This window comes from Ruegeria sp. AK4 (assembly GCF_056541025.1).
In genome coordinates this window covers 62388-82983 of sequence record NZ_JBQFXS010000010.1, presented here as the reverse complement: position 1 = coordinate 82983, position 20596 = coordinate 62388, and the positions used below count along the sequence as shown (strand labels likewise).

The 20596-nt window shown below is 60.6% G+C and carries 20 protein-coding genes and 1 pseudogene; 12 read left to right on the top strand and 9 right to left on the bottom strand.

Annotated elements, in window-relative coordinates; all coding sequences use genetic code 11:
- The first annotated feature begins 9 nt into the window (after window positions 1-9).
- Complete coding sequence (gene aroA, locus ACR0EZ_RS17225) at window positions 10-1356, top strand: 3-phosphoshikimate 1-carboxyvinyltransferase (RefSeq protein ID WP_480615389.1); 1347 nt, start codon at window positions 10-12, stop codon at window positions 1354-1356.
- Complete coding sequence (locus ACR0EZ_RS17220; protein ID WP_480615387.1) at window positions 1353-1970, top strand: (d)CMP kinase; 618 nt, start codon at window positions 1353-1355, stop codon at window positions 1968-1970. The genes aroA and ACR0EZ_RS17220 overlap by 4 nt, the downstream gene beginning before the upstream one ends.
- Before the next feature lie 24 nt (window positions 1971-1994).
- Here ACR0EZ_RS17220 and ACR0EZ_RS17215 read toward each other — a convergent pair whose 3' ends face one another.
- Window positions 1995-2474 carry a YHS domain-containing (seleno)protein gene (locus ACR0EZ_RS17215; protein WP_480615385.1) on the bottom strand — a complete coding sequence of 160 codons (480 nt, stop codon included), beginning with the start codon at window positions 2472-2474 and terminating at the stop codon, window positions 1995-1997.
- Between the two features lie 217 nt (window positions 2475-2691).
- Between ACR0EZ_RS17215 and ACR0EZ_RS17210 the strand changes: the two genes are divergently transcribed.
- Entirely contained in the window at window positions 2692-3216 is a 525-nt protein-coding gene (locus ACR0EZ_RS17210; RefSeq protein WP_480615383.1) for a hypothetical protein, read from the top strand.
- Between the two features lie 207 nt (window positions 3217-3423).
- Entirely contained in the window at window positions 3424-5109 is a 1686-nt protein-coding gene (locus ACR0EZ_RS17205; protein ID WP_480615381.1) for a tryptophan halogenase family protein, read from the top strand.
- Between the two features lie 125 nt (window positions 5110-5234).
- On the opposite strand, the gene ACR0EZ_RS17200 is transcribed toward ACR0EZ_RS17205, so the two are convergent.
- Window positions 5235-6731, bottom strand: a complete 1497-nt coding sequence (locus ACR0EZ_RS17200; protein WP_480615380.1) for an AMP-binding protein — start codon at window positions 6729-6731, stop codon at window positions 5235-5237.
- A gap of 303 nt (window positions 6732-7034) precedes the next feature.
- On the opposite strand from ACR0EZ_RS17200, the gene ACR0EZ_RS17195 reads away from it, so the two are divergent.
- The 8 genes from ACR0EZ_RS17195 to ACR0EZ_RS17160 all read left to right on the top strand — a co-directional run bounded on the left by ACR0EZ_RS17195 (window position 7035) and on the right by ACR0EZ_RS17160 (window position 14639).
- On the top strand, window positions 7035-7307 hold the full coding sequence (locus ACR0EZ_RS17195; protein WP_480615378.1) for a DUF6525 family protein: 273 nt from the start codon (window positions 7035-7037) through the stop codon (window positions 7305-7307).
- Between the two features lie 258 nt (window positions 7308-7565).
- A complete protein-coding gene (rpsA, locus tag ACR0EZ_RS17190; protein WP_480615376.1) occupies window positions 7566-9242 on the top strand; it encodes a 30S ribosomal protein S1 in 1677 nt (558 codons plus the stop codon).
- A 268-nt stretch (window positions 9243-9510) separates the two neighbouring features.
- Window positions 9511-9795 carry an integration host factor subunit beta gene (gene ihfB, locus ACR0EZ_RS17185; protein ID WP_050603110.1) on the top strand — a complete coding sequence of 95 codons (285 nt, stop codon included), beginning with the start codon at window positions 9511-9513 and terminating at the stop codon, window positions 9793-9795.
- Between the two features lie 7 nt (window positions 9796-9802).
- Window positions 9803-10153 carry a lipopolysaccharide assembly protein LapA domain-containing protein gene (locus ACR0EZ_RS17180; RefSeq protein WP_480615374.1) on the top strand — a complete coding sequence of 117 codons (351 nt, stop codon included), beginning with the start codon at window positions 9803-9805 and terminating at the stop codon, window positions 10151-10153.
- 9 nt (window positions 10154-10162) lie between these two features.
- Window positions 10163-10804, top strand: a complete 642-nt coding sequence (locus tag ACR0EZ_RS17175; protein ID WP_480615372.1) for a phosphoribosylanthranilate isomerase — start codon at window positions 10163-10165, stop codon at window positions 10802-10804.
- A 45-nt stretch (window positions 10805-10849) separates the two neighbouring features.
- Window positions 10850-11185 (top strand): hypothetical protein, encoded by a 336-nt coding sequence (locus ACR0EZ_RS17170; protein WP_480615370.1) that lies wholly within the window; start codon window positions 10850-10852, stop codon window positions 11183-11185.
- Window positions 11186-11252: 67 nt separating this feature from the next.
- Window positions 11253-12500 carry a tryptophan synthase subunit beta gene (gene trpB, locus ACR0EZ_RS17165; RefSeq protein WP_480615368.1) on the top strand — a complete coding sequence of 416 codons (1248 nt, stop codon included), beginning with the start codon at window positions 11253-11255 and terminating at the stop codon, window positions 12498-12500.
- Between the two features lie 486 nt (window positions 12501-12986).
- Window positions 12987-14639, top strand: coding sequence for an Ig-like domain-containing protein (locus ACR0EZ_RS17160; RefSeq protein ID WP_480615367.1), 1653 nt, complete (start codon window positions 12987-12989; stop codon window positions 14637-14639).
- A gap of 11 nt (window positions 14640-14650) precedes the next feature.
- Here ACR0EZ_RS17160 and ACR0EZ_RS17155 read toward each other — a convergent pair whose 3' ends face one another.
- The 7 genes and pseudogenes from ACR0EZ_RS17155 to ACR0EZ_RS17125 all read right to left on the bottom strand — a co-directional run bounded on the left by ACR0EZ_RS17155 (window position 14651) and on the right by ACR0EZ_RS17125 (window position 20535).
- Window positions 14651-15025, bottom strand: a complete 375-nt coding sequence (locus ACR0EZ_RS17155; protein ID WP_480615365.1) for a DUF2237 family protein — start codon at window positions 15023-15025, stop codon at window positions 14651-14653.
- Window positions 15026-15034: 9 nt separating this feature from the next.
- A pseudogene (locus tag ACR0EZ_RS17150) lies at window positions 15035-16198 on the bottom strand (serine hydrolase domain-containing protein).
- A gap of 79 nt (window positions 16199-16277) precedes the next feature.
- Window positions 16278-16964: an aminoacyl-tRNA hydrolase gene (gene pth / locus ACR0EZ_RS17145; RefSeq protein ID WP_480615363.1), complete on the bottom strand. Its 687-nt coding sequence runs from the start codon at window positions 16962-16964 to the stop codon at window positions 16278-16280.
- A gap of 127 nt (window positions 16965-17091) precedes the next feature.
- Entirely contained in the window at window positions 17092-17751 is a 660-nt protein-coding gene (locus ACR0EZ_RS17140; protein ID WP_480615361.1) for a 50S ribosomal protein L25/general stress protein Ctc, read from the bottom strand.
- Between the two features lie 245 nt (window positions 17752-17996).
- Window positions 17997-19163, bottom strand: coding sequence for an alpha-hydroxy acid oxidase (locus tag ACR0EZ_RS17135; RefSeq protein WP_480615359.1), 1167 nt, complete (start codon window positions 19161-19163; stop codon window positions 17997-17999).
- Between the two features lie 16 nt (window positions 19164-19179).
- The gene (gene trpA, locus ACR0EZ_RS17130) at window positions 19180-19971 is read right to left on the bottom strand and encodes a tryptophan synthase subunit alpha (protein WP_480615357.1); all 792 of its coding nucleotides are present in this window, start codon (window positions 19969-19971) and stop codon (window positions 19180-19182) included.
- A gap of 78 nt (window positions 19972-20049) precedes the next feature.
- Window positions 20050-20535, bottom strand: coding sequence for an acyloxyacyl hydrolase (locus ACR0EZ_RS17125; protein ID WP_480615355.1), 486 nt, complete (start codon window positions 20533-20535; stop codon window positions 20050-20052).
- Window positions 20536-20596 lie beyond the last annotated feature (61 nt).

The window sequence follows — 20596 nt, the reverse complement described above, 5'->3', positions numbered from 1 at the left end:
GGAGCCCTCATGTCCGGACACGGCACGCCCATCCCGATGACCTCGCATCCTTGCGGCCCGCTGACCGGCGCGGCCGAGGTGCCGGGGGACAAGTCGATCTCGCACCGGTCGCTGATTCTGGGCGCGATGGCGGTGGGTGAGACGAAAATCTCGGGCCTGTTGGAAGGTGAGGATGTCTTGGACACCGCCAAAGCCATGCGCGCCTTTGGGGCCGAAGTCACCGATCACGGTGGCGGGGAATGGACGGTGCTTGGCGTCGGCGTCGGCGGCTTTGCCGAGCCCGATCAGGTCATCGACTGTGGCAACTCGGGCACTGGCGTGCGGCTGATCATGGGCGCAATGGCGACCAGCCCGATCACAGCGACCTTCACCGGCGATGCCAGTCTGAACAAGCGCCCGATGGCGCGCGTGACCGATCCATTGGCGCTGTTCGGGGCGCAAGCGGTGGGCCGCGAGGGCGGGCGGCTGCCGATGACCATCGTCGGCGCGGCGGACCCGGTTCCGGTGCGCTACGTGGTTCCGGTGCCCTCGGCGCAAGTGAAATCTGCCGTGCTGCTCGCCGGTCTGAATGCGCCGGGCCAGACCGTTGTTGTTGAAAAAGAGGCGACCCGCGATCATTCCGAGCGGATGCTGGTCGGTTTCGGCGCCGAAATCACGGTTGAGGACACCGATGAGGGCCGCGTGATCACTCTGACCGGTCAGCCCGAGTTGAAACCGCAGGTGATTGCCGTTCCGCGCGACCCGTCCAGCGCGGCCTTCCCGGTCTGTGCGGCGCTGATCACGCCCGGTTCGGACGTGCTGGTGCCCGGCATCGGCCTGAACCCGACCCGCGCGGGGCTGTTTGCCACGCTGCGCGAGATGGGGGCCGACCTGACCTATGAAAACGAACGCGAAGAGGGCGGTGAACCGGTGGCCGACCTGCGTGCCAAGTATTCGCCCGATATGAAGGGCATCACCGTGCCGCCGGACCGCGCCGCTTCGATGATCGACGAATATCCGGTTTTGTCGGTGGTTGCAGCCAATGCCACAGGCACGACGATGATGGGCGGCGTGAAAGAGCTGCGCGTCAAGGAAAGCGACCGGATCGACGCGATGGCGCGCGGGCTGCGCGCGAATGGTGTGAGCGTGGATGAAGGCGAAGACTGGTGGTCGGTCAATGGCCTTGGCATCGGCGGGGTTCCCGGCGGCGGAACCTGTGAAAGCTTTCTGGATCACCGCATCGCCATGTCGTTCATGGTGATGGGCATGGGTGCGAAAACCCCGGTCTCGGTCGATGACGGCGGTCCGATTGCGACCTCTTTCCCGATCTTCGAGCCCCTGATGGCGTCGCTGGGCGCAAAGGTCGAACGCACGTGAGCTTTACGGTCGCCATTGACGGTCCGGCTGCGGCGGGCAAAGGGACGATTTCAAAAGGTGTTGCCGCGCATTTTGGCTTTGCCCATCTGGACACTGGGCTGCTCTATCGAGCGGTCGGGCGGCGGACGCTGAACGGGGTTGATGCGGTTGAGGCGGCGCAGTCCCTGACGCCCGAAGAACTGGAACAAGGCGACCTGCGCACGGCCGAGATCGCTCAGGCAGCGTCTCGGGTTGCCGTTATCCCCGAGGTGCGCGCGGCGCTGGTCGATTTTCAGCGCGCTTTTGCAAGGCGGGAAGGCGGGGCCGTTCTGGATGGGCGCGACATCGGCACCGTGATCTGCCCGGGGGCCGAGGTGAAGCTGTTTGTCACCGCCAGCGCCGAGGTTCGGGCGGAACGGCGGTTTCTGGAACTCAGCGCTAAGGGCGCAGATGTGAGCCGCGATCAGGTGCTGGCAGATGTGCGCGAGCGCGATGCCCGCGATGCCCAACGCAGCACTGCGCCGATGAAACCAGCAGAGGATGCCGTGCTGCTGGATACGTCGGACCTGAGCATCGAAGCGGCGCTGGCCACGGCGATTGAGATCATCGAAAAAGCAAAACCCGCGACGCCGTGACGCCGCGGGTGTTTCGTAAGGCGATTACAACTCGCCGACGGCAATGCTCTTAATGTTGGCCCACTGGTCGTCGGCGGTTTTCGCGGTGCCGGTGACATCCTTCAGGAAGGCCGCGCGGGTTTCGCCGTTCAGGAACAGATACAGCTTGCCGTCCGCGATCAGGTATTGATCCGGGTCGCCGTCGAACTTCTTGCCGACCGACACGCCAAAGGAACAGAACCCGCCATGCTGGGGCAGATAGGCGGCGGGGTTGGCCTCGAACGCCTCGCGGTTTTCGGCGCTGGTGAAGTAGTACGAAGCGCCGTCATAGGTGGCTGAGTGGTTGGCAAAGCCTTCGACCGGGTTGCCGTTTGTGACCAGCGCCACCAGATCGACGCCATGGGCCGCCAGCGGCGCACCGGCGGCAGAGATCCCGTTTGAGACGTTGATTTCGTCCGCCGCAAAAGCCGGGGCTGCGATCAGGGGCAAGGTTGCGATCAGGGTGGTCAGGACCAGAGATTTCATTGCGTTTCCTTCCGTGTTCGGGTTCCGGGCGGGCAGGTTGCCAGCCGGTGAAACAAAGCTAGGGGGACGGTTCTGAACGGGCTATCGCAGGAACATCGGCAAATGTTGCAGATCGTTCGAAATTCCGTCTTTTCTGGAAATACGCCTCACCAAGCTTTGTTTAGCCAGTGGGCAGCGTGACGCCTATGGTAAACGGGCAACCTGCAGGAGCGACGCCATGATCCGACTAGCCTTTTTCCTGATTTTTCTGGCCGGTGGTCTGGCCGCGCAGGAGGCCCCGGAGGCTGAACCTCCGATGACGTATGAGCGTCTGGGCAAGATCATCTTCGCCCTCGACCCCGAGGCCCAGCCCCGCGGGCCGGGGTTTGAAATGACGGTCGCGGACATTCCCGTTCTGGTCATTGCCGACGCAAATGCGGACCGTATGCGGGCCATGGTGCCGATCCGCAGTTCCGAGGACCTGACCGCCGACGAAATGCGCCGGATGATGCAGGCGAATTTCGACAGCACCCTGGACGCGCGTTACGCGATCGCAAATGGCACCGTGTGGGCTGCGTTCATCCACCCGCTGTCCCGGCTGGACAAGGAGCAACTGATCTCGGGGCTGGCGCAGACAGTGAACATCACCAAGACCTACGGCACGCTTTATTCCGGCGGCGCGGCAGAGTTCGGTGGGGGCGACAGCACGGACCTGCAGCGCGAACTGATCGAGGAACTTCTGAAGAAGGGCGAAGAAATCTGACCCTCGCCCGCAAACGGCGCTTGGCTTGTCTTTTGCAAGCGCCAAGCCCGCAACAAATGCGGATGCATGCCGCGGCGTCATAAGCTCTGGCTGGACGCGGGAAAGCTGTTATAGTCCCCCGCAAGCAAAAAAGGGATAGCTGCGACACAAGCCCTGAAAAGGCGGAGGCAGCTGCAAAATCCCACAAGCCAACAGGGACAGAACCACATGAGTAATCGTTTGAGCAAAATCACCATCGTTGGTGGCGGCACGGCTGGATGGATGACCGCGCTGATCCTGGACATGGTGTTTTCCCGAACGTCAGGGCCCAATGACCGCCCGCAAATCTGCCTGATCGAAAGCCCCAATATCGCCACCGTGGGTGTGGGCGAGGCCACCGTGCCGCGTATGCCGGTCACGATCCGTCAGGCAGGCATTTCCGAGCGGGACTTTTTCCGCGAGACCAACGCCTCGTTCAAACTTGGGGTGAAGTTCTGCAACTGGAACAAGGACGCCAAGGGCAATCGCATCGATTATGTGAACCCCTTTGCCCACGGCCAGATGGTCGAGGGGCTGGAGGCCGCCGAGTTTTTCCTGCGCTTCGGCAACGGGGATCGGGATTTCACCCAATCCATCTCACCACACGATCATCTGGGCCGTATGTGCAAGGGCGCGCGGCAGTTGGGTCAGCCCGAATTCGAACAGCGATTTGGCTATGCGTATCATCTGGACGCGGTGAAGTTTGCGGGCATGCTCACCAAGGTCTGCACCGGGCGCGGTGTCGAGCATATCCGGGATGAGGTGCAGGCGGTCGAACTGGACGAACAGGGCAATGTCAGCCATCTGATGTTGGAGCGTGCCGGCCGCCATGACATCGAAATGGTGGTGGATTGCACCGGCTTCCGTGGGTTGATCATCAATCAGGCGCTGGGTGAGCCGTTTTTGGACTACTCGGATTACCTGCCCAACGACCGCGCCATGGCGTTGCAGATCGAGCATCCCAATCCGCGAAAGATCGAAAGCCTGACACGGTCCACCGCGCTTGGCGCAGGTTGGACATGGCGGGTGCCGCTCTACAATCGTGTGGGGACCGGCTATGTGTATTCCTCGGCCCATCGCACGAATGATCAGGCGGCGGATGAATATCTTGAGTGGCTGGGCGAAAGCGGCAAGGGTGCAACGCCGCGCGTAATTCCGATGCGCGTCGGGCGTGTGCGCAATGCCTGGGTCAAGAACTGCGTGGCGATCGGTCTGTCCGGCGGGTTCATTGAACCGCTGGAAAGTACGGCGATCCACATGGTGGATCACGCGGTGCGCTGGTTTGCCGAGCACCTGCCCACCAAAGACATCGAGCCGTCGCTGCGGGACAGATATAACCGGCAGATGGACAAGCTCTATAACGAGGTGCTCGAATTCATCTGTTTGCACTACCGGCTGGGCAACCGCACGGATGACCCGTATTGGATCGACGCGCGCACCCAGATGAAGATACCGGACCGGTTGGCCGAGAACCTGGAACTGTGGCAGCACCGCCTGCCGATGCAGCATGATGTCGAGTTCGCAACCCTGTTCGACCACCGCGTATATCAGACGGTTCTGTTGGGCAAGCAGTCCTATGACACAGGGTACGGGACCGGTATTCGCGATCGCCTGCGGCCGCTCAAGAAAGCAATCTGGGCGCAGGGGATGAAGCACGCGAAAGCGGATCTTGCGCAGATCGTCCAAGCGATGCCGGATCACAAAACGCTGCTGCGCGATATCCGGGGCGAGTTGAAACAACCGGCTTTCGTCATGGCGACGGCGGCGAAACCGACAGTCGCCATGCCGGGCGTGAAACCGGAGCCGGTGGAGATCCAGAACATGCCCAACTTTGCCGAAATCGAAAGCGGCAAGAAGGATTTGCAGCTGTTCTAGAGTTCCCTGCGCTTTGTGCGGGGCGTGTTTTGAACGGGCTCAGACACAGCGGTTCGGCGCAGGAAACAGCACCGAACCGCAGCACGCTTTGACCGGGGACGTTGACGTACACCCAAGCCTGGTGCCTATCCGGACGCCAGCCTGTCCCGCAGGAACCGTCTGAGGATTTTGCCCGACGGGGATTTGGGGATTTCGTCAACAACCTCGACAACGTGGACCTGTTTGTAATGGGCCAGACGCTCGGCCAGAAAGCCCTGCAAATCCTCAAGAGGCGGCAGTTCCTGATCCGGGGTGGGGACGACAAAGGCCATCGGCAACTCTCCGGCCTCGGGGTCGGGTTTGCCGACCACTGCGGCGTCCGAGATGGCCGGGTGAGTCACAAGCTGCGCCTCCAACTCGGCAGGGGCGACCTGAAAGGCCTTGTATTTGATCAGTTCTTTCAGCCGGTCGGTGATGAACATGAACCCGTCGGCATCGATCCGGGCGATATCACCGGTGCGCAGCCAGCCATCGGGAAGCAGGGTTTCCGCCGTGGCTTCGGGATTGTTCAGATAACCCTTCATGGTCTGCGGGCCGCGCACCCATAGTTCACCTTCTTCCCCGACGGCTACGTCTTCCAAGGTTTCAGGGTTGACGATCCGGCATTCCGTGCTTGGCGCGGTGACACCGGACGATCCGCTTTTGTCCGCATGGGGCGGGGTCAGATGGCTGACCGGGGCAAGCTCGGTCATCCCGTAGCCTTGCACCGCGCGCAGGTTCAGCCGTTCGGCCACGGCATCCGAGATGTCGCCGCCCATGGGCGCCGCGCCGCTCAGCAATTGCTTTGTCGCGCTCAGATCGAACTTATCCACCAGCGGATGTTTGGCCAGCGCCAGCGCAACCGGCGGCACGACCCACAGCTTGGGGGTTTTGTAGCGGCTGCACAGGTCCAGATACATCTCCAGATCAAAGCGCGGGATGGTCACAACACAGCCCCCGGCGGCCAGATACAGGTTCATCACGACCTGCAGCCCGAAGATGTGAAAGAACGGCAGGAACGCAACGGTGGTTTCATGCGGTTCCAGCGCTGCGTACCCCATCACCTGATCCGTATTCGCCACCAGATTGCGATGGGTCAGCATGACGCCCTTGGGCAGGCCGGTTGTGCCCGAGGAATAGGGCAGGACGGCGATGTGGTTTTCGATATCGACCGGCACCTGATCCTCTTGCGGCGGACCCATGAAATCGGCCAGTGCCGCCGCCCCTTCGGGCGCGTCGCCGATCACGACGATCTGCCGGACTTTGGTGCCCTGTACCGCTGCCGTGGCCAGATCGTAAAACGGTGCGATCGTGACCAGCAGTTCCGCATCGGCATCTGTCAGTTGCTGGGTCACTTCGGGCGCGGTGTAGGTGGGATTGATCGTAGTGATGGTGCCACCGGCCCAGCAGATCCCGTGAAAAACAACGGCATATTCCGGCATGTTCGGAGCCATCAGGGCGATGCGGCAGCCGGGCCCGAACCCCTGTGCGGCCAAGCCGCCCGCAAATCGCTTGACCGCCGAGACGAACTCTGCACCCGTCATTTCCCGCCCCGTGGGACCATCGATCAGGACCGGTCTGTCCAGCGCGATTCCATCAAACACACGTTGGGTGATTGTCTTTGATGTCAATGCAACAGGTGGCAATGGGCTTTGGTAAATTGTCATGTCATTTCCCCCAAATGCGGCCCAGCCTACACTATTTTTCCGAAGCGCGCCCGGGTTGACGGATTTCGACGGCAAAACGCGGTGGTCCGGCGTTTCCCAACGGGTGGCCAAAAAGGGGTCTTGTGTCCGGGTTTTGATTTGTTATGAGATAACATACAATGAAACCCGCAATTCAAATCGAAACCCGCGCACTCACTTGGCTGCCAGCAACGGCCATGCCCATGTCGGCCCGGGGTCGCCATGCGTAGCAGAACATCCGGGCGGAACCTCAGAACGTCGATGAAAACTCGCCGTCGCGGCGGGTCGAGGATGCGGGCCTTTGATGCGCTGCCCCGCGACCTGCGGGTTTGGCTGGCCTCGGCCTGTTTGCCGTGGAGCCCGGAATCCGCCCTGAAAGTCTGGAGCAGGGCAGGTGGCCCCAGCAATCCCGATGCCGCGATTTCGCGGCTCGATGAAATTGAACGCGCGATGCTGCAGAAGGATGCGCAGGTTTGGGCCGCGAAAGCGCGCTGAAACATGTCGGGTGATGCCAATCCCCTTTAAAAACCGGCTTTCTGCTTGCACCGGCCAGGGAATCCGCCTATACGCGCGCTGTCTGAACAAGGGCGGTCAACGTCCGGATGACGTATCTGAGCAGGGCCGGGTCACCTCGGCCCTTTGTGTTTGTTAGCTCGGGCGCGTTCCGGATCACGCAGTCAGGCACCATGAAACAAGACCGGCGGAGACAACCGCTCGGCCAGCAAAAACGTATGTAAAGGAAAACAACGCCACATGGCTAACGCATCCATGGAGGAATTCGAAGCCCTCCTGAATGAAAGCTTCGAAATGGACACACCCGAAGAGGGTTCTGTTGTCAAAGGCAAGGTTCTGGCGATTGAAGCCGGACAGGCCATCATCGACGTCGGCTACAAAATGGAAGGCCGCGTTGATCTGAAAGAATTCGCAAATCCCGGCGAAGCCCCTGAAATCACTGTCGGTGACGAGGTCGAAGTTTACCTGCGCGCAGCAGAAAACGCCCGTGGCGAAGCCGTCATCTCGCGTGAGATGGCCCGCCGTGAAGAGGCATGGGACCGTCTGGAAAAAGCATATGCCGACGACCAGCGCGTCGAAGGTGCAATCTTTGGCCGCGTCAAAGGTGGCTTCACCGTCGATCTGGGTGGCGCAGTAGCTTTCCTGCCCGGCTCGCAGGTTGACGTCCGCCCCGTGCGCGACGCTGGCCCGCTGATGGGCCTGAAGCAGCCGTTCCAGATCCTGAAAATGGACCGCCGCCGTGGCAACATCGTTGTGTCGCGCCGCGCAATCCTGGAAGAATCGCGCGCCGAACAGCGCGCCGAAGTTATCGGCAACCTGTCCGAAGGTCAGACCGTCGAGGGTGTCGTCAAGAACATCACCGAATACGGTGCATTTGTTGACCTGGGCGGCGTTGACGGCCTGCTGCACGTCACCGACATGGCATGGCGCCGTGTGAACCACCCATCCGAGATCCTGACGATCGGCGAAACCATCAAGGTTCAGGTCATCAAGATCAACAAGGAAACCCACCGCATCAGCCTGGGCATGAAGCAGCTGCAGGAAGATCCGTGGGATCTGGTTGCTGCGAAATACCCGCTGGGCTCGGTCCATCAGGGTCGCGTCACCAACATCACCGACTACGGCGCGTTCGTCGAGCTGGAAGCCGGTGTCGAAGGTCTGGTGCACGTGTCCGAGATGTCCTGGACCAAGAAAAACGTCCACCCCGGCAAGATCGTTTCGACCAGCCAGGAAGTCGACGTCATGGTTCTGGAAATCGACGGCGCCAAGCGTCGCGTGTCTCTGGGCCTGAAGCAGACCATGCGCAACCCGTGGGAAGTGTTTGCAGAAACCCACCCCGAGGGCACCGAGGTCGAGGGCGAAGTCAAGAACATCACCGAATTCGGTCTGTTCATTGGCCTCGACGGCGACATCGACGGCATGGTTCACCTGTCCGACCTGTCCTGGGACGAGCGTGGCGAAGATGCGATCCAGAACTACCGCAAAGGCGACGTCGTTCAGGCGGTTGTCTCGGAAGTGGACGTGGAAAAAGAGCGTATCTCGCTGTCGATCAAAGCCCTGGGCGGTGACAAGTTCGCCGAAGCCGTGGGCGGCGTGAAACGTGGTTCGGTCATCACCGTCGAAGTGACCGCAATCGAAGATGGCGGCATCGAGGTCGAGTACGAAGGCATGAAGTCGTTCATCCGTCGTTCGGACCTGAGCCGTGACCGTGCCGAACAGCGCCCCGAGCGTTTCTCGACCGGTGACAAGGTCGACGTCCGCGTCACCAATGTCGACAGCAAGACCCGCCGTCTGGGCCTGTCGATCAAGGCACGCGAGATCGCCGAAGAGAAAGAGGCCGTGGAACAGTACGGCTCCTCCGACTCGGGCGCATCGCTGGGCGATATCCTGGGTGCAGCGCTGAAATCGGGCGACTAAACCCGGGGCGCACTCAGCCAAGCTTTTCGGCCTCGCACAACAGTGCGGGGCCGTTTTTGTTGCGAATCAATATGTTCCAAATACCCGGCTTAATCGCGCTGTCGTTCGCGCATTAAGTGTGGAAACGCGGGTTACGGGCAAAATTCGCGTGAGATTGCCGTAAAATGAACCCTCGCGGCCCAGAACCTCCGTTCCCCCAATCCGGCTTTTTTCCTATACTGTCAGAACAGTAGACAAGTCACACCGGTCGCCTGGGAGGGTATCACGCATGATTCGTTCAGAACTGATTCAGAAAATCGCCGACGAAAATCCGCATCTCTATCAGCGCGATGTCGAGCGAATCGTGAACACCGTTTTTGAAGAAGTCACGGATGCCATGGCCCGCGGTGACCGGGTGGAACTGCGCGGGTTCGGGGCGTTTTCGGTGAAAAAGCGCGATGCCCGTGTCGGGCGCAATCCGCGCACCGGCGAGACCGTGCAGGTCGAGGAAAAATGTGTTCCGTTTTTCAAGACCGGCAAGTTGCTTCGGGACCGATTGAACGGTAAAGCCTGACGTCATGATGCGTTACATTCGATATGCTTTTCTGGCGGTCCTCGGGATCGTTCTGGTTTCGATTTCGCTGGCCAATCTTGAAGCGGTCGAGCTGAAACTGATGCCCGACGCCCTGTCCGAACTGCTGGGCTTTAACCTGAACACGACGCTGCCGCTGTTTCTGGTGGTTCTGGGGGGCGTTGTTGCCGGGCTCGTTATCGGCTTCCTGTGGGAATGGCTGCGCGAACACAAGCACCGCCGCGATGCCAACGTCAACAAGGGCGAGGTCCGCAAGCTTGAGCGCGAGGTCAAGAAGCTCAAGAAAAAGCAGAACCAAGGCAAAGACGAAGTTCTGGCCATTCTGGACGAAGCCAGCTAAGGCACCCCAATGTCCGATACAAGGTTCAAGATTTGCGGCCTGACCGCCGCAGAACATGTGCGCGCTGCCGCCGAGGCGGGGGCAGGCTATGTCGGTTTTGTCTTTTTCCCGAAATCGCCCCGGCATCTTGAGGTTGCGGCCGCATCGGAACTCGCCCACCTTGTGCCCGCCGGCATCGCCAAGGTGGCGCTGACCGTGAATGCAACGGACGAAGAATTGGATCGCATCCTGTCCGCCGTCCCGCTGGACATGTTGCAGCTTCATGGCCAAGAAAGCCCCGATCGTGTGGCGGAGGTTCGCGACAGGTTCGGCCTGCCGGTGATGAAGGCCATCGGCGTCGCCGAGGCCGAGGATCTGGCCGCCATCGATCTTTATTCTGAAACCGCCGATCAGTTGCTGATCGACGCCAAACCGCCCCGCAATTCCGAATTGCCGGGCGGCAACGGGCTGGCCTTTGACTGGCGGCTGCTGGCCGGGCGGAAATACTGGCGGCGTCCGTGGATGCTGGCCGGTGGGCTTACCCCTGAAAACGTTGCCGAGGCTGTGCGGATGACCGGCGCGCGGCAGGTCGATGTTTCTTCGGGCGTGGAATGTGCGCCGGGCGTCAAGGATGCCGCGCTCATCCACGGTTTTGCAGACGCGCTTCGGTGATCTGATCCGGTCCGCACAGCGTATCCCCGATAAAGGGGATGGACCATGCTGGCGGCAATTGGCGGCGTTTCTCTGAAACACTGGTATTATGCGCCGGAATTTTTCTGGCGCGCCGGGCAGGCCTTGCGACAGGCCCGCGGCGACCCGCTGTGCCATCACGCCAGCGTCTTCCCGCATGACGGCCTGTATTTTTCCCTCTCCGTCTGGCAGGACGCCGAGGCGATGCTGACCTTTGCCCAGTCCGGCCCGCATCGGCGTGTGGTCCAGGCCTCGTCGCGTTTGGCGTATATCAACCGGTTCTGTCACTTTTCCTGCGTTGGCATCCCGACTACGCAGCAGGCGTTGAATATGTGGCGGCTGCAAACTCAGGCCGCCGAGTGATGCGTTTTGCCATGGCAAATCCGCGCGCCACCTCCTATGAACAACGGGTACGACGAGGGAGACACCCATGGCCAACGATCTTTTCAATTCCTTCATGTCCGGCCCTGACGAACAGGGCCGTTTCGGCATCTTCGGCGGGCGCTTTGTCAGCGAAACGCTGATGCCGCTGATCCTGTCGCTGGAAGAGGAATATGAGAAGGCCAAGGACGATCCCACCTTCTGGGCCGAGATGGACGATCTGTGGGCGAATTACGTGGGCCGCCCCTCGCCGCTGTATTACGCCGAACGCCTGACCGAGCACCTGGGCGGCGCGAAAATCTATCTGAAACGCGATGAACTGAACCACACCGGCGCGCATAAGATCAACAACGTGCTGGGACAGATCATTCTGGCGCGGCGCATGGGCAAGACCCGCATCATTGCCGAGACCGGAGCAGGTCAGCACGGCGTGGCCACAGCCACCGTCTGTGCCAAGTTCGGCCTGAAATGCGTGGTCTATATGGGCGCGCATGACGTGCAGCGTCAGGCGCCCAACGTGTTCCGTATGCGCCTGCTGGGGGCCGAGGTGATCCCGGTAACGAGCGGCCGTGGCACGTTGAAAGACGCCATGAACGACGCGCTGCGTGACTGGGTGACCAACGTACGCGACACGTTCTACTGCATCGGTACCGTGGCTGGTCCGCACCCGTATCCGGCGATGGTGCGCGACTTCCAGTCGATCATCGGCAAGGAAGCCAAGGAGCAGATGCACAAGGCCGAAGGACGTCTGCCCGACACGATAATCGCGGCTATCGGCGGCGGCTCGAACGCCATGGGCCTGTTCTACCCGTTCCTCGACGACAAATCGGTCAACATCATCGGCGTTGAGGCTGGCGGCAAGGGCGTGAACGAGAAGATGGAACATTGCGCCTCACTGACCGGTGGCCGTCCCGGCGTGCTGCATGGCAACCGCACCTACCTGCTGCAGGATGACGACGGGCAGATCCTCGAAGGCTATTCGATTTCCGCCGGGCTGGACTATCCCGGCATCGGGCCGGAGCATTCCTGGCTGAACGACGTTGGCCGCGCCCAGTATGTCTCGATCACAGACAAAGAGGCACTCGAGGCGTTCCAGCTGTGCTGTGCCACCGAAGGCATCATCCCGGCGCTGGAACCCTGCCATGCGCTGGCGCATGTCATGAAAATCGCGCCCGACCTGCCGAAGGATCACCTGATCTGCATGAACATGTGCGGGCGGGGCGACAAGGACGTGCAGACGGTTGCGAAGTATCTGAACTTTGACATGTCCGATACCGAGGGTCGCGTGATCGACTGACCCGAGGGCATCGGTACCAGGTAAGGTGCAGGCGGCAGCCCGAGGAATCGGCTGCCGCCTTTTTCGCAATCTGAGCTTGGGTTTCCTTTGAGTGCTCAGTGACGGCTTTTTAGGCGGACTGTTGCGATAAAGCGCTTAATCGCGGTCGAAACTTGGTGTTCCGGGTTGCACAGACACCCCTTTGGCGCGGTCGGTAGTGCGCTGTTTCAGGCGGTTCGAGCCTTAAAAACTTGGCAGTATCGCGCCAGCTTGCACCTGTCTGACCAACGCCGGTACTGCGGCGATCAAACTGCACCCACCGGTTGAATCACACGCCCTTCTATACAGCGCTTTGGAATTTTATTAACGTTCCGTTAACCGGCTGTTCTCACCAGCCGGATCAGGGGAGTTTCCATTTTAGGGGAACGCAAGGTGTTGCTGTTTCGGGGGCCGCGCAGTCGGAGCGCCCTGACGTGTCGCATCTGATCGGTGCAGTAGGAGGTATGAATGGTTTGGTCCGTTATGCGCAGGGTTTTGTACCTTTTCTGTGTGGTTGCTGCCGGTCTGATGGGCAGCAGCAAAGAGGCTTCGGCCCTTGATGGCTTTATCCCCTTCACACCTATTTCGACGCCCAGCGGCGGACCTGCGGCGGTCAGCAACAACGCGGGCATCTCGACCGCGTTTATTTCACTGGGCTCTCCCGGTGCGTTTCCGGGCGGGTCGTTCTATTTCAGCAATGCGAGCACGCCGGGCGCTGCGGTAACTCCGGCGGTTTTGACCAGCCTTGGCTATCTGGACCCGACGATTATCAGCCAGAACGGCGCGGATTCCACCTATGCGGCGGACGATTACATCGGCATCGTTTTCACCGCGCGCGAAACGGTCGGCGGACCGCTGTTCCAGTATGAATTCGCGTTGTCCGGGGTCGCGAGCACGCAGTTCATCAACACCCGGGTCATCGTGGACACAACGCAGCCCACGGCGACGATCGGGCCATTGACAGCGACCGGAAGCAGGACGTTTGAGGCGACGATCACCCTGAGTGAACCCAGCACGGATTTCACCGCAAGCGATCTTTCGGTCACCAATGCCACGGCCATCCTGTCCGGATCGGGGTCGAATTATGTGGCGACGCTGACGCCTCAGAACAACGGAACCATCGAACTTTTTGTTCCGGCGGGTGTTTTCACCGATGCCGCCGGCAATACAAACCTCGCGTCCAATACGGTCAGCACGGTGCAGGCGGTGGTGAACACGCAGCAACTGATCCAGGCCTTTCAGAACGCCCGGGCCAACAGCCTTGTCACGAACCAGCCCGAACTAACACGGTTCCTGCAGAACTCGGGCACCGGCGCGTTCGAATCCACGGTGACGCAAGGGGCGGGGTATCTGAATTTTGCCAGCGATCCTTCATTCCCTGTGTGGTTCAACCTGACGGGTAACTGGAGCTCGCAGGACGATTTCGATACCTCCTACGCGCTTGCGGTTTTGGGCACACACCGGCGCATAAACCAGAACCTGCTGATCGGCGCGATGTTGCAGATCGATTATGCGGAAACGGATAACGGCGCAGCCAGCGTGGACGGAACGGGCTGGCTGGTCGGGCCTTACGTGGTTGCCAAACTTCCCAGCCAGCCGGTGTTTTTCGAAGGCCGCGTGCTGTACGGGCAGGCCGACAACGACATTTCGCCCTTTGGCACGTATGAGGACAGTTTCGACAGTGACCGCTGGCTGATTCAGTCCCGCGTGACCGGCGAGTTGCAGCAGGGCGATCTGACGCTGATGCCGCTGCTCGATGTCAGCTACGCCAGCGATGATCAGGAGGCTTACACGGACAGCCTCGGGAATCTGATCCCGCAGCAGGATTTCAGCCTGACCACCGCCCGTCTCGGCATGGATTTCAGCCATCCGATTGCCGTGAAACGCGGGCAGATGCAGCTGACCGGCGGTCTGTCGGGGATCTGGAGCAGTACATCGGGCACAGGAACCGCACCGGGCGTCGCCCCTATCGGCGACACCGCCCGTGGGCGCGTCGATCTGGGCTTTGACTATCGGTTGGAAAACACCAGTTCTCTGGCGGCTGATCTGTTCTATGACGGCATCGGCGAAAGCGGCTTTGAAAGCTATTCGGTCAGCCTGACCTGGCAGATGGCCTTTTGATCCGCGCAGACTCAGCCTTCCGCCGCGTGCTGGCGCAACAGCTTTAGCGGAACGATTTCTAGCGCGCGTTGATGCGTGGCCTCCAGATGCACCTTTGGGGCGCAGCCTTCGTCATGGGCCTGCAGAAACCGGGCCGCACACAGGCACCAGCTGTCGCCGGGTTTCAGGCCGGGAAAGTCGAACTCGGGGCGTGGGGTGCTCAGGTCGTTTCCAACATATTTCGAATACGCCAGAAACTCGGCCGTCATGACCGCGCAGACGGTGTGGCTGCCCTGATCTTCGGGGCAGGTATTGCAGGCCCCGTCCCGGAAGAACCCGGTCAGCGGATCGCGCGAGCAGGGGGCCAGAACGCCGCCCAGAACATTGATGCTGTCTTGCTTTTGCATAAGGGCACTTTACAGGCTTTGCGCGATTTTGCGGAACATTTCGATGTTCAGCTCGCGGATTCCGGGGTCACGAAACTGCCGGTCAGCGCCCGTGGTCACGACCAGAACGCCGCGCGCCTGATCGAAATAGATATGCTGGCCGTAGATTCCGCGGGCCAGAAACTCGCCCTCATGCGCGCCGACCGGCACATACCATTGATAGCCATATCCGATTTCTCCGGGTTCGGTCGGGGCGCTGGGCCAGGTGGATTCGGTAATCCAGTCTGCCGGTACGATCTGCTGCCCATCCCGCGTGCCGTTCTGCAGGATCATCTGCCCGAACCGCGCGAAGTCGCGGGTGGTGAAGTTCAGGCCGCCCAGCACAAAGGCAACGCCCGCGCCGTCGGTGATATAGTACCCGTCCTGCTCCAGCCCCAGCGGTTCTATGATCTTTTCGGTCAGCAGATCGGCCATGCTACGCCCGGTCGCATCCCGGATCACCATGCTGAGCACATGAGTATCGATGGACACGTATTGCCAGACCTCTCCCGGTGGCGCGAAAGTTTCTCGCAGCGATGCGGCGAAATCATCCAGTTCGCCACCCAGCGCGACAACGCGACCCATGCGATTGATGTCCGAGTTATAGTCCAGATAATCCTCGTCAAAGGTCACGCCGCTGGCCATGTTCAGCACGTTGCGGAGTGTGGCTGTGTCATAGGCGGTGCCCTTCAGTTCCGGGGCATATTGCACGACCGGGTCGTCCAGGGACGCAATCGCGCCGTCCTCCATCAGGATGCCGAACAGGGCCGACAGATAGCTCTTGGCGACAGACCAGGAAATCCGCCGGTCATCGGGGCCGGTGCCGAGGTAATATTCTTCGAACCGGATCTCGCCATCCTGAAGCACCAGCAGAGAGGTCACGGCACGCTCGTCAATCCATGAATCGGCACCATCCGGCAAGTCAAAGCCGGGGCCATAGGGCAATTCCTACGTGGGTCCATCCCCGCGCGGCAGGGTGACCGTCAGGAAGGCATCGTCCATATGCGAGAAATTGTTGACGATCTTGTCAGGCGCAAACAGCGAGTTCACGGCCATCAACCGCTGAATCTCTTCGCGTTTCCAGACGCCGACCACAACGGCAGCCAGCACCAGCGCAAGAACGATGCGCAGCAGCCACTTGAACATTGTTCTCATGCAATGCCTCCCTCGCAGGAAGATTGGCGCGCGGGTCCGGAAACCGCAATTGCAACGTTACGGAAGCGCAGGTTTTGACCTATTTGAACTTGTCCAGCAGCTTTTGCATGGCTGACCGGCTGTCCGGGGCCGAGTCTGCCTGTTCCTGGGCTGGTTGAGCCTGAGGGTCCGGTTTCGCCGGTGTTTTGGACGATCTCGGCGGGGCGGTGCGCAGGGCGACCGCATTCATGAACTTGCCGCCATCGCCGTCGGCCAGATAGGCGGCCCCGTCAGACACGCCGCGCAGCACATCGTCCAGCCAGTCTGCATCGGCTTTGGCAAAGTCGCTTAATACATAGGGCGAAACCATTTCTTTCCGACCCGGATGCCCGATCCCCAGCCGGACGCGATCATAGGCCGGGCTGATATGGTCATGGATCGACCGCAACCCGTTATGCCCCGCATGACCGCCACCCGCCTTGACCCGCACCTTGCCGGGGGCGAGGTCCAGTTCGTCGTGAAACACCGTGACGTCGGTGGAGTCCAGCTTGTAAAATCGCATCGCCTCACCCACGGACTGGCCGGATCGGTTCATGAAGGTCTGCGGTTTGATCAGCAGGACCTTGTCGCTGCCCAGACGGCCCTCGGCAATCTCTGCCTGAAACTTGGATTTCCAGGGGCCGAACCCGTGATCTTGGGCAATCCGGTCCACAGCCATGAAGCCGATATTGTGCCGGTTGCGGGCGTATTTCGATCCGGGATTTCCCAATCCGACAAACAGTTTCATCGTCCAGCCTTTGCGTCGCGTTGCGCCGTGATTGCACGGTTTTGTCCGAAAATTCCAGCCCGAAGGCGGGAAAAGAAAAACGGGGCTCCGTTGGAACCCCGTTTCCCAATCCGGATGCAGTCCGAACTTATTCTTCAGCTTCGTCCTGACCGATGACTTCAACTTCATCGGCAGCGACTTCACCCTCTTCACCTTCTTCATCGTCACTGGACGACAGGCCGGTGGGGGCCGAGACGTTGGCGATCACGAAGTCACGATCAATGGTCGGCTTGGTGCCGCCGGGCAGGTCAACGGACGAGATGGTGACAACGTCGTTGATTTCCATACCGGTCAGATCAACGGTGATCTTCTCGGGGATATCGCCGGCGGTGCACATCAGTTCGACCTCGGGGCGGACAACGGTCAGAACGCCGCCCTTCTTGATGCCGGGGGCTGCTTCTTCGTTGATGAACTCAACGGGAATGAACAGTGCGATCTTGGTGGTCCGGCGCAGGCGCATCAGGTCCAGGTGGGTCGGCAGGTCTTTGACGACGTCACGCTGAACGTCACGGCAGATGACGCGGACGTCTTCGTGGCCTTCGACCTTCAGGTTCCAAAGGGTCGACTTGAACCGACCCGCTTTCAGACGCTTGAACAGAACGTTGAACGGGATCTGGATCGGCAGCGGGTCTTTGTCGCCACCAAACACAATGCCCGGAACCATGCCGTCGCGGCGTGCCTGACGAGCGGCGCCCTTGCCTGTCCCCGTCCGTTCCAGAGCTACGAGATCAGGAATCTCTCCAGCCATGATAATTCTCCAATGTTAGGGCGGGCATCCTCCAAGGCTGTATGCCCGCGTGAAGCCGCGTCCTTAGCTTGATTCATTCGGTTTGGAAAGGGGTTTTTGACCGCTTAGGTTTTTTGCGAGGCTCTGCCTCGTGCTCCGGGATGTTTAGAGCCAGATGAATAAAGGATCCCCTGCTTCATCTGGCCAAAAATATCCCGGGGGAGTCGCCCGCAGGGCGGCGGGGGCAGCGCCCCCAATCCAGATTGTCAGTCTTGCCAGCGACCGCCGAAATCTTTGGGCACCAGCAGGTTGTGGCGACCCAGATCGCCAACCGAGCGTTCACCGCACAGGGCCATCGTGGTATCCAGTTCTTTTTGAATAACATCCAGCGCGGTGGTCACGCCCTTCTGCCCCATCGCGCCCAGTCCATAGACAAAGGCGCGCCCGATATAGGTGCCTTTGGCCCCCAGCGCCAAGGCTTTGAGAACGTCCTGTCCCGAGCGAATTCCGCTGTCGAGGTGCACTTCAATATCGCCGCCAACCGCATCCATGATCTCGGGCAGCATGCGGATCGAACTGAGCGCCCCGTCCAGCTGCCGCCCGCCGTGGTTTGACACAACGATGGCGTCCGCGCCCAGTTTGACGGCCATTTTGGCGTCTTCGGCGTCAAGAATACCTTTCAGGATCACCTTGCCGCCCCATTCCTCCATCAGCTTTCCGACCTTGTTCCAGTCGAGTCTGGGATCGAACTGTTCGGCAGTCCAGGCCCCCAGAGATGAGGCATCCGAAATGCCATCGACATGGCCGACGATGTTTCCGAATTCGCGCCGCTGCGCCCGCAGCATCTCGATGCCCCAGGCCCATTTGGTCATCAGGTTCGCGATGGTCCTGGGCGTCAGTTTGGGCGGGGCGGACAGGCCGTTTTTCAGGTCCTTGTGGCGTTGACCCAGGATTTGCAGGTCCAGCGTGATCACTAGGGCCGAGCAGTTCGCATCCTTGGCACGTTGGATCAGGCGGCTGACATAATCTGCGTCCTTCATGGTGTAGAGCTGAAACCAGAAGGGTCTTTCGGTGTGGTCCGCCACATCCTCGATCGAGTTGATCGACATGGTGGACAGCGTGAAAGGCACGCCAAAATCCTCGGCCGCCTTCGCGGCCTTCATCTCACCATCCGCGTGCTGCATGCCGGTCAGGCCGACAGGGGCAAGCGCCACGGGCATTGAGACATCTTCGCCGATCATCTGCGACGCGGTCGACCGCCCCGACATGTCCACGGCAACCCGCTGGCGCAGGCGGATTTTCTCGAAGTCCGAACTGTTTTCGCGGAACGTCTGCTCGGTCCAGCTGCCGCTTTCCGCGTAGTCATAGAACATCCGCGGCACGCGGCGTTCATATATCTGCCGGAGGTCTTCGATGGTGGTGATGACGGGCATCCTCAGCCTTTCCGGTTCAGGCCGAATGCGCCCCGTCGGCGAGCGTTTTGACGAAATCCAGAACCTCGGCCACCGGTTTGCCCGCGCCGATCTGGCTGACGATGGCCGATCCCACGACCGACCCGTCCGCGACGCTGGCGATGGCCCGCGATTTCTCGGGCGTGTTGATGCCGAAGCCCACGATGACCGGCAGGTCGGTCTTGGCTTTGATCCGGGCAACCTCGGGGCCGACATTTGTGGCCTGCGCCTCGGCGGCTCCGGTGATCCCGGTGATCGAGACGTAGTACACGAAGCCCGAGGTATTTTGCAGCACGCGCGGCAGGCGGTTGTCATCCGTGGTCGGTGTGGCCAGTCGGATGAAGTTCAGACCGGCGGCCTGAGCAGGCAGGCAGAGTTCCGCGTCTTCTTCGGGCGGCAGGTCGACCACGATCAGCCCGTCGATGCCAGCGGCCTTGGCGTCGTCAAGAAACTGATCGACCCCGCGGCTGTAAATCGGGTTGAAATAGCCCATCAGAACAATCGGCGTGGTGTCGTCGGTCTCGCGAAAGGCGCGGGCCAGATCGAGTGCGCGCTGCAGGGTCATGCCCCCATCCAGGGCCCGCTGCCCGGCCAGCTGGATTGTCGGGCCGTCCGCCATCGGATCGGTGAAGGGCAGGCCCAGTTCGATCACATCCACGCCCGCGCCCGGCAGGCCTTTGACAACCTCGAGCGAGGTTTCATAGTCGGGATCACCGGCCATCACATAGGCGACAAAGGCCTTTTTGCCTTCGGCTTTCAGGGCTGCGAATTTGGCGTCGATACGGGTCATCGGATGTCCTTGCAGTCAGGTTTGAACCTGATGTGCAGAAACTTTGACCGGAAATCAATCCCGCAGGGTCAGATTGCCTCAGAACCCGTAGTGATACCGCAGGAACAGCGAGTTCACACCCGGGTTGAAGCTTTCGGTGCTGGCGTTGGATTTATGGGTAAGGGCCAGCGAGATGCTGTTACCGCTGTCCAGCGTGTAGCCGACGCCCAGAAGGCTGCGGATCTGGAAATTGCCGCCCAGATCGTTGTCGTCATTTGCGGCATTGTAGTAGCCCGGCATAAAACTGAGCTCGGCGAACCAGCGATCCGAAAAGGAATAGATGCCGATCAAGCCCGCGCCGATATGAGTGTCTCCAGCGGCATCCACGGTCAGCGCTGCGCCCCATGTCGCGTTGAAACGAGTTGCCTCGTAGAAGGGGCGGTGTTGGTATTCCAGCGAAAATATCGCCTCGTCGTCGCCATTGCCGTTGGAAAAATCCGCATAGCCTGCGCCAAATATGACGGACTGAGCCTGTACGGATGTTGCTGCAAGGAAAAGGGCGACGGAAACAAACAGTGATTTCATAGGACTTCTTTGTCGTTGCATAAGCGGCACTTGTTACTTGGTAAGCTTTGAGCAGCAATCA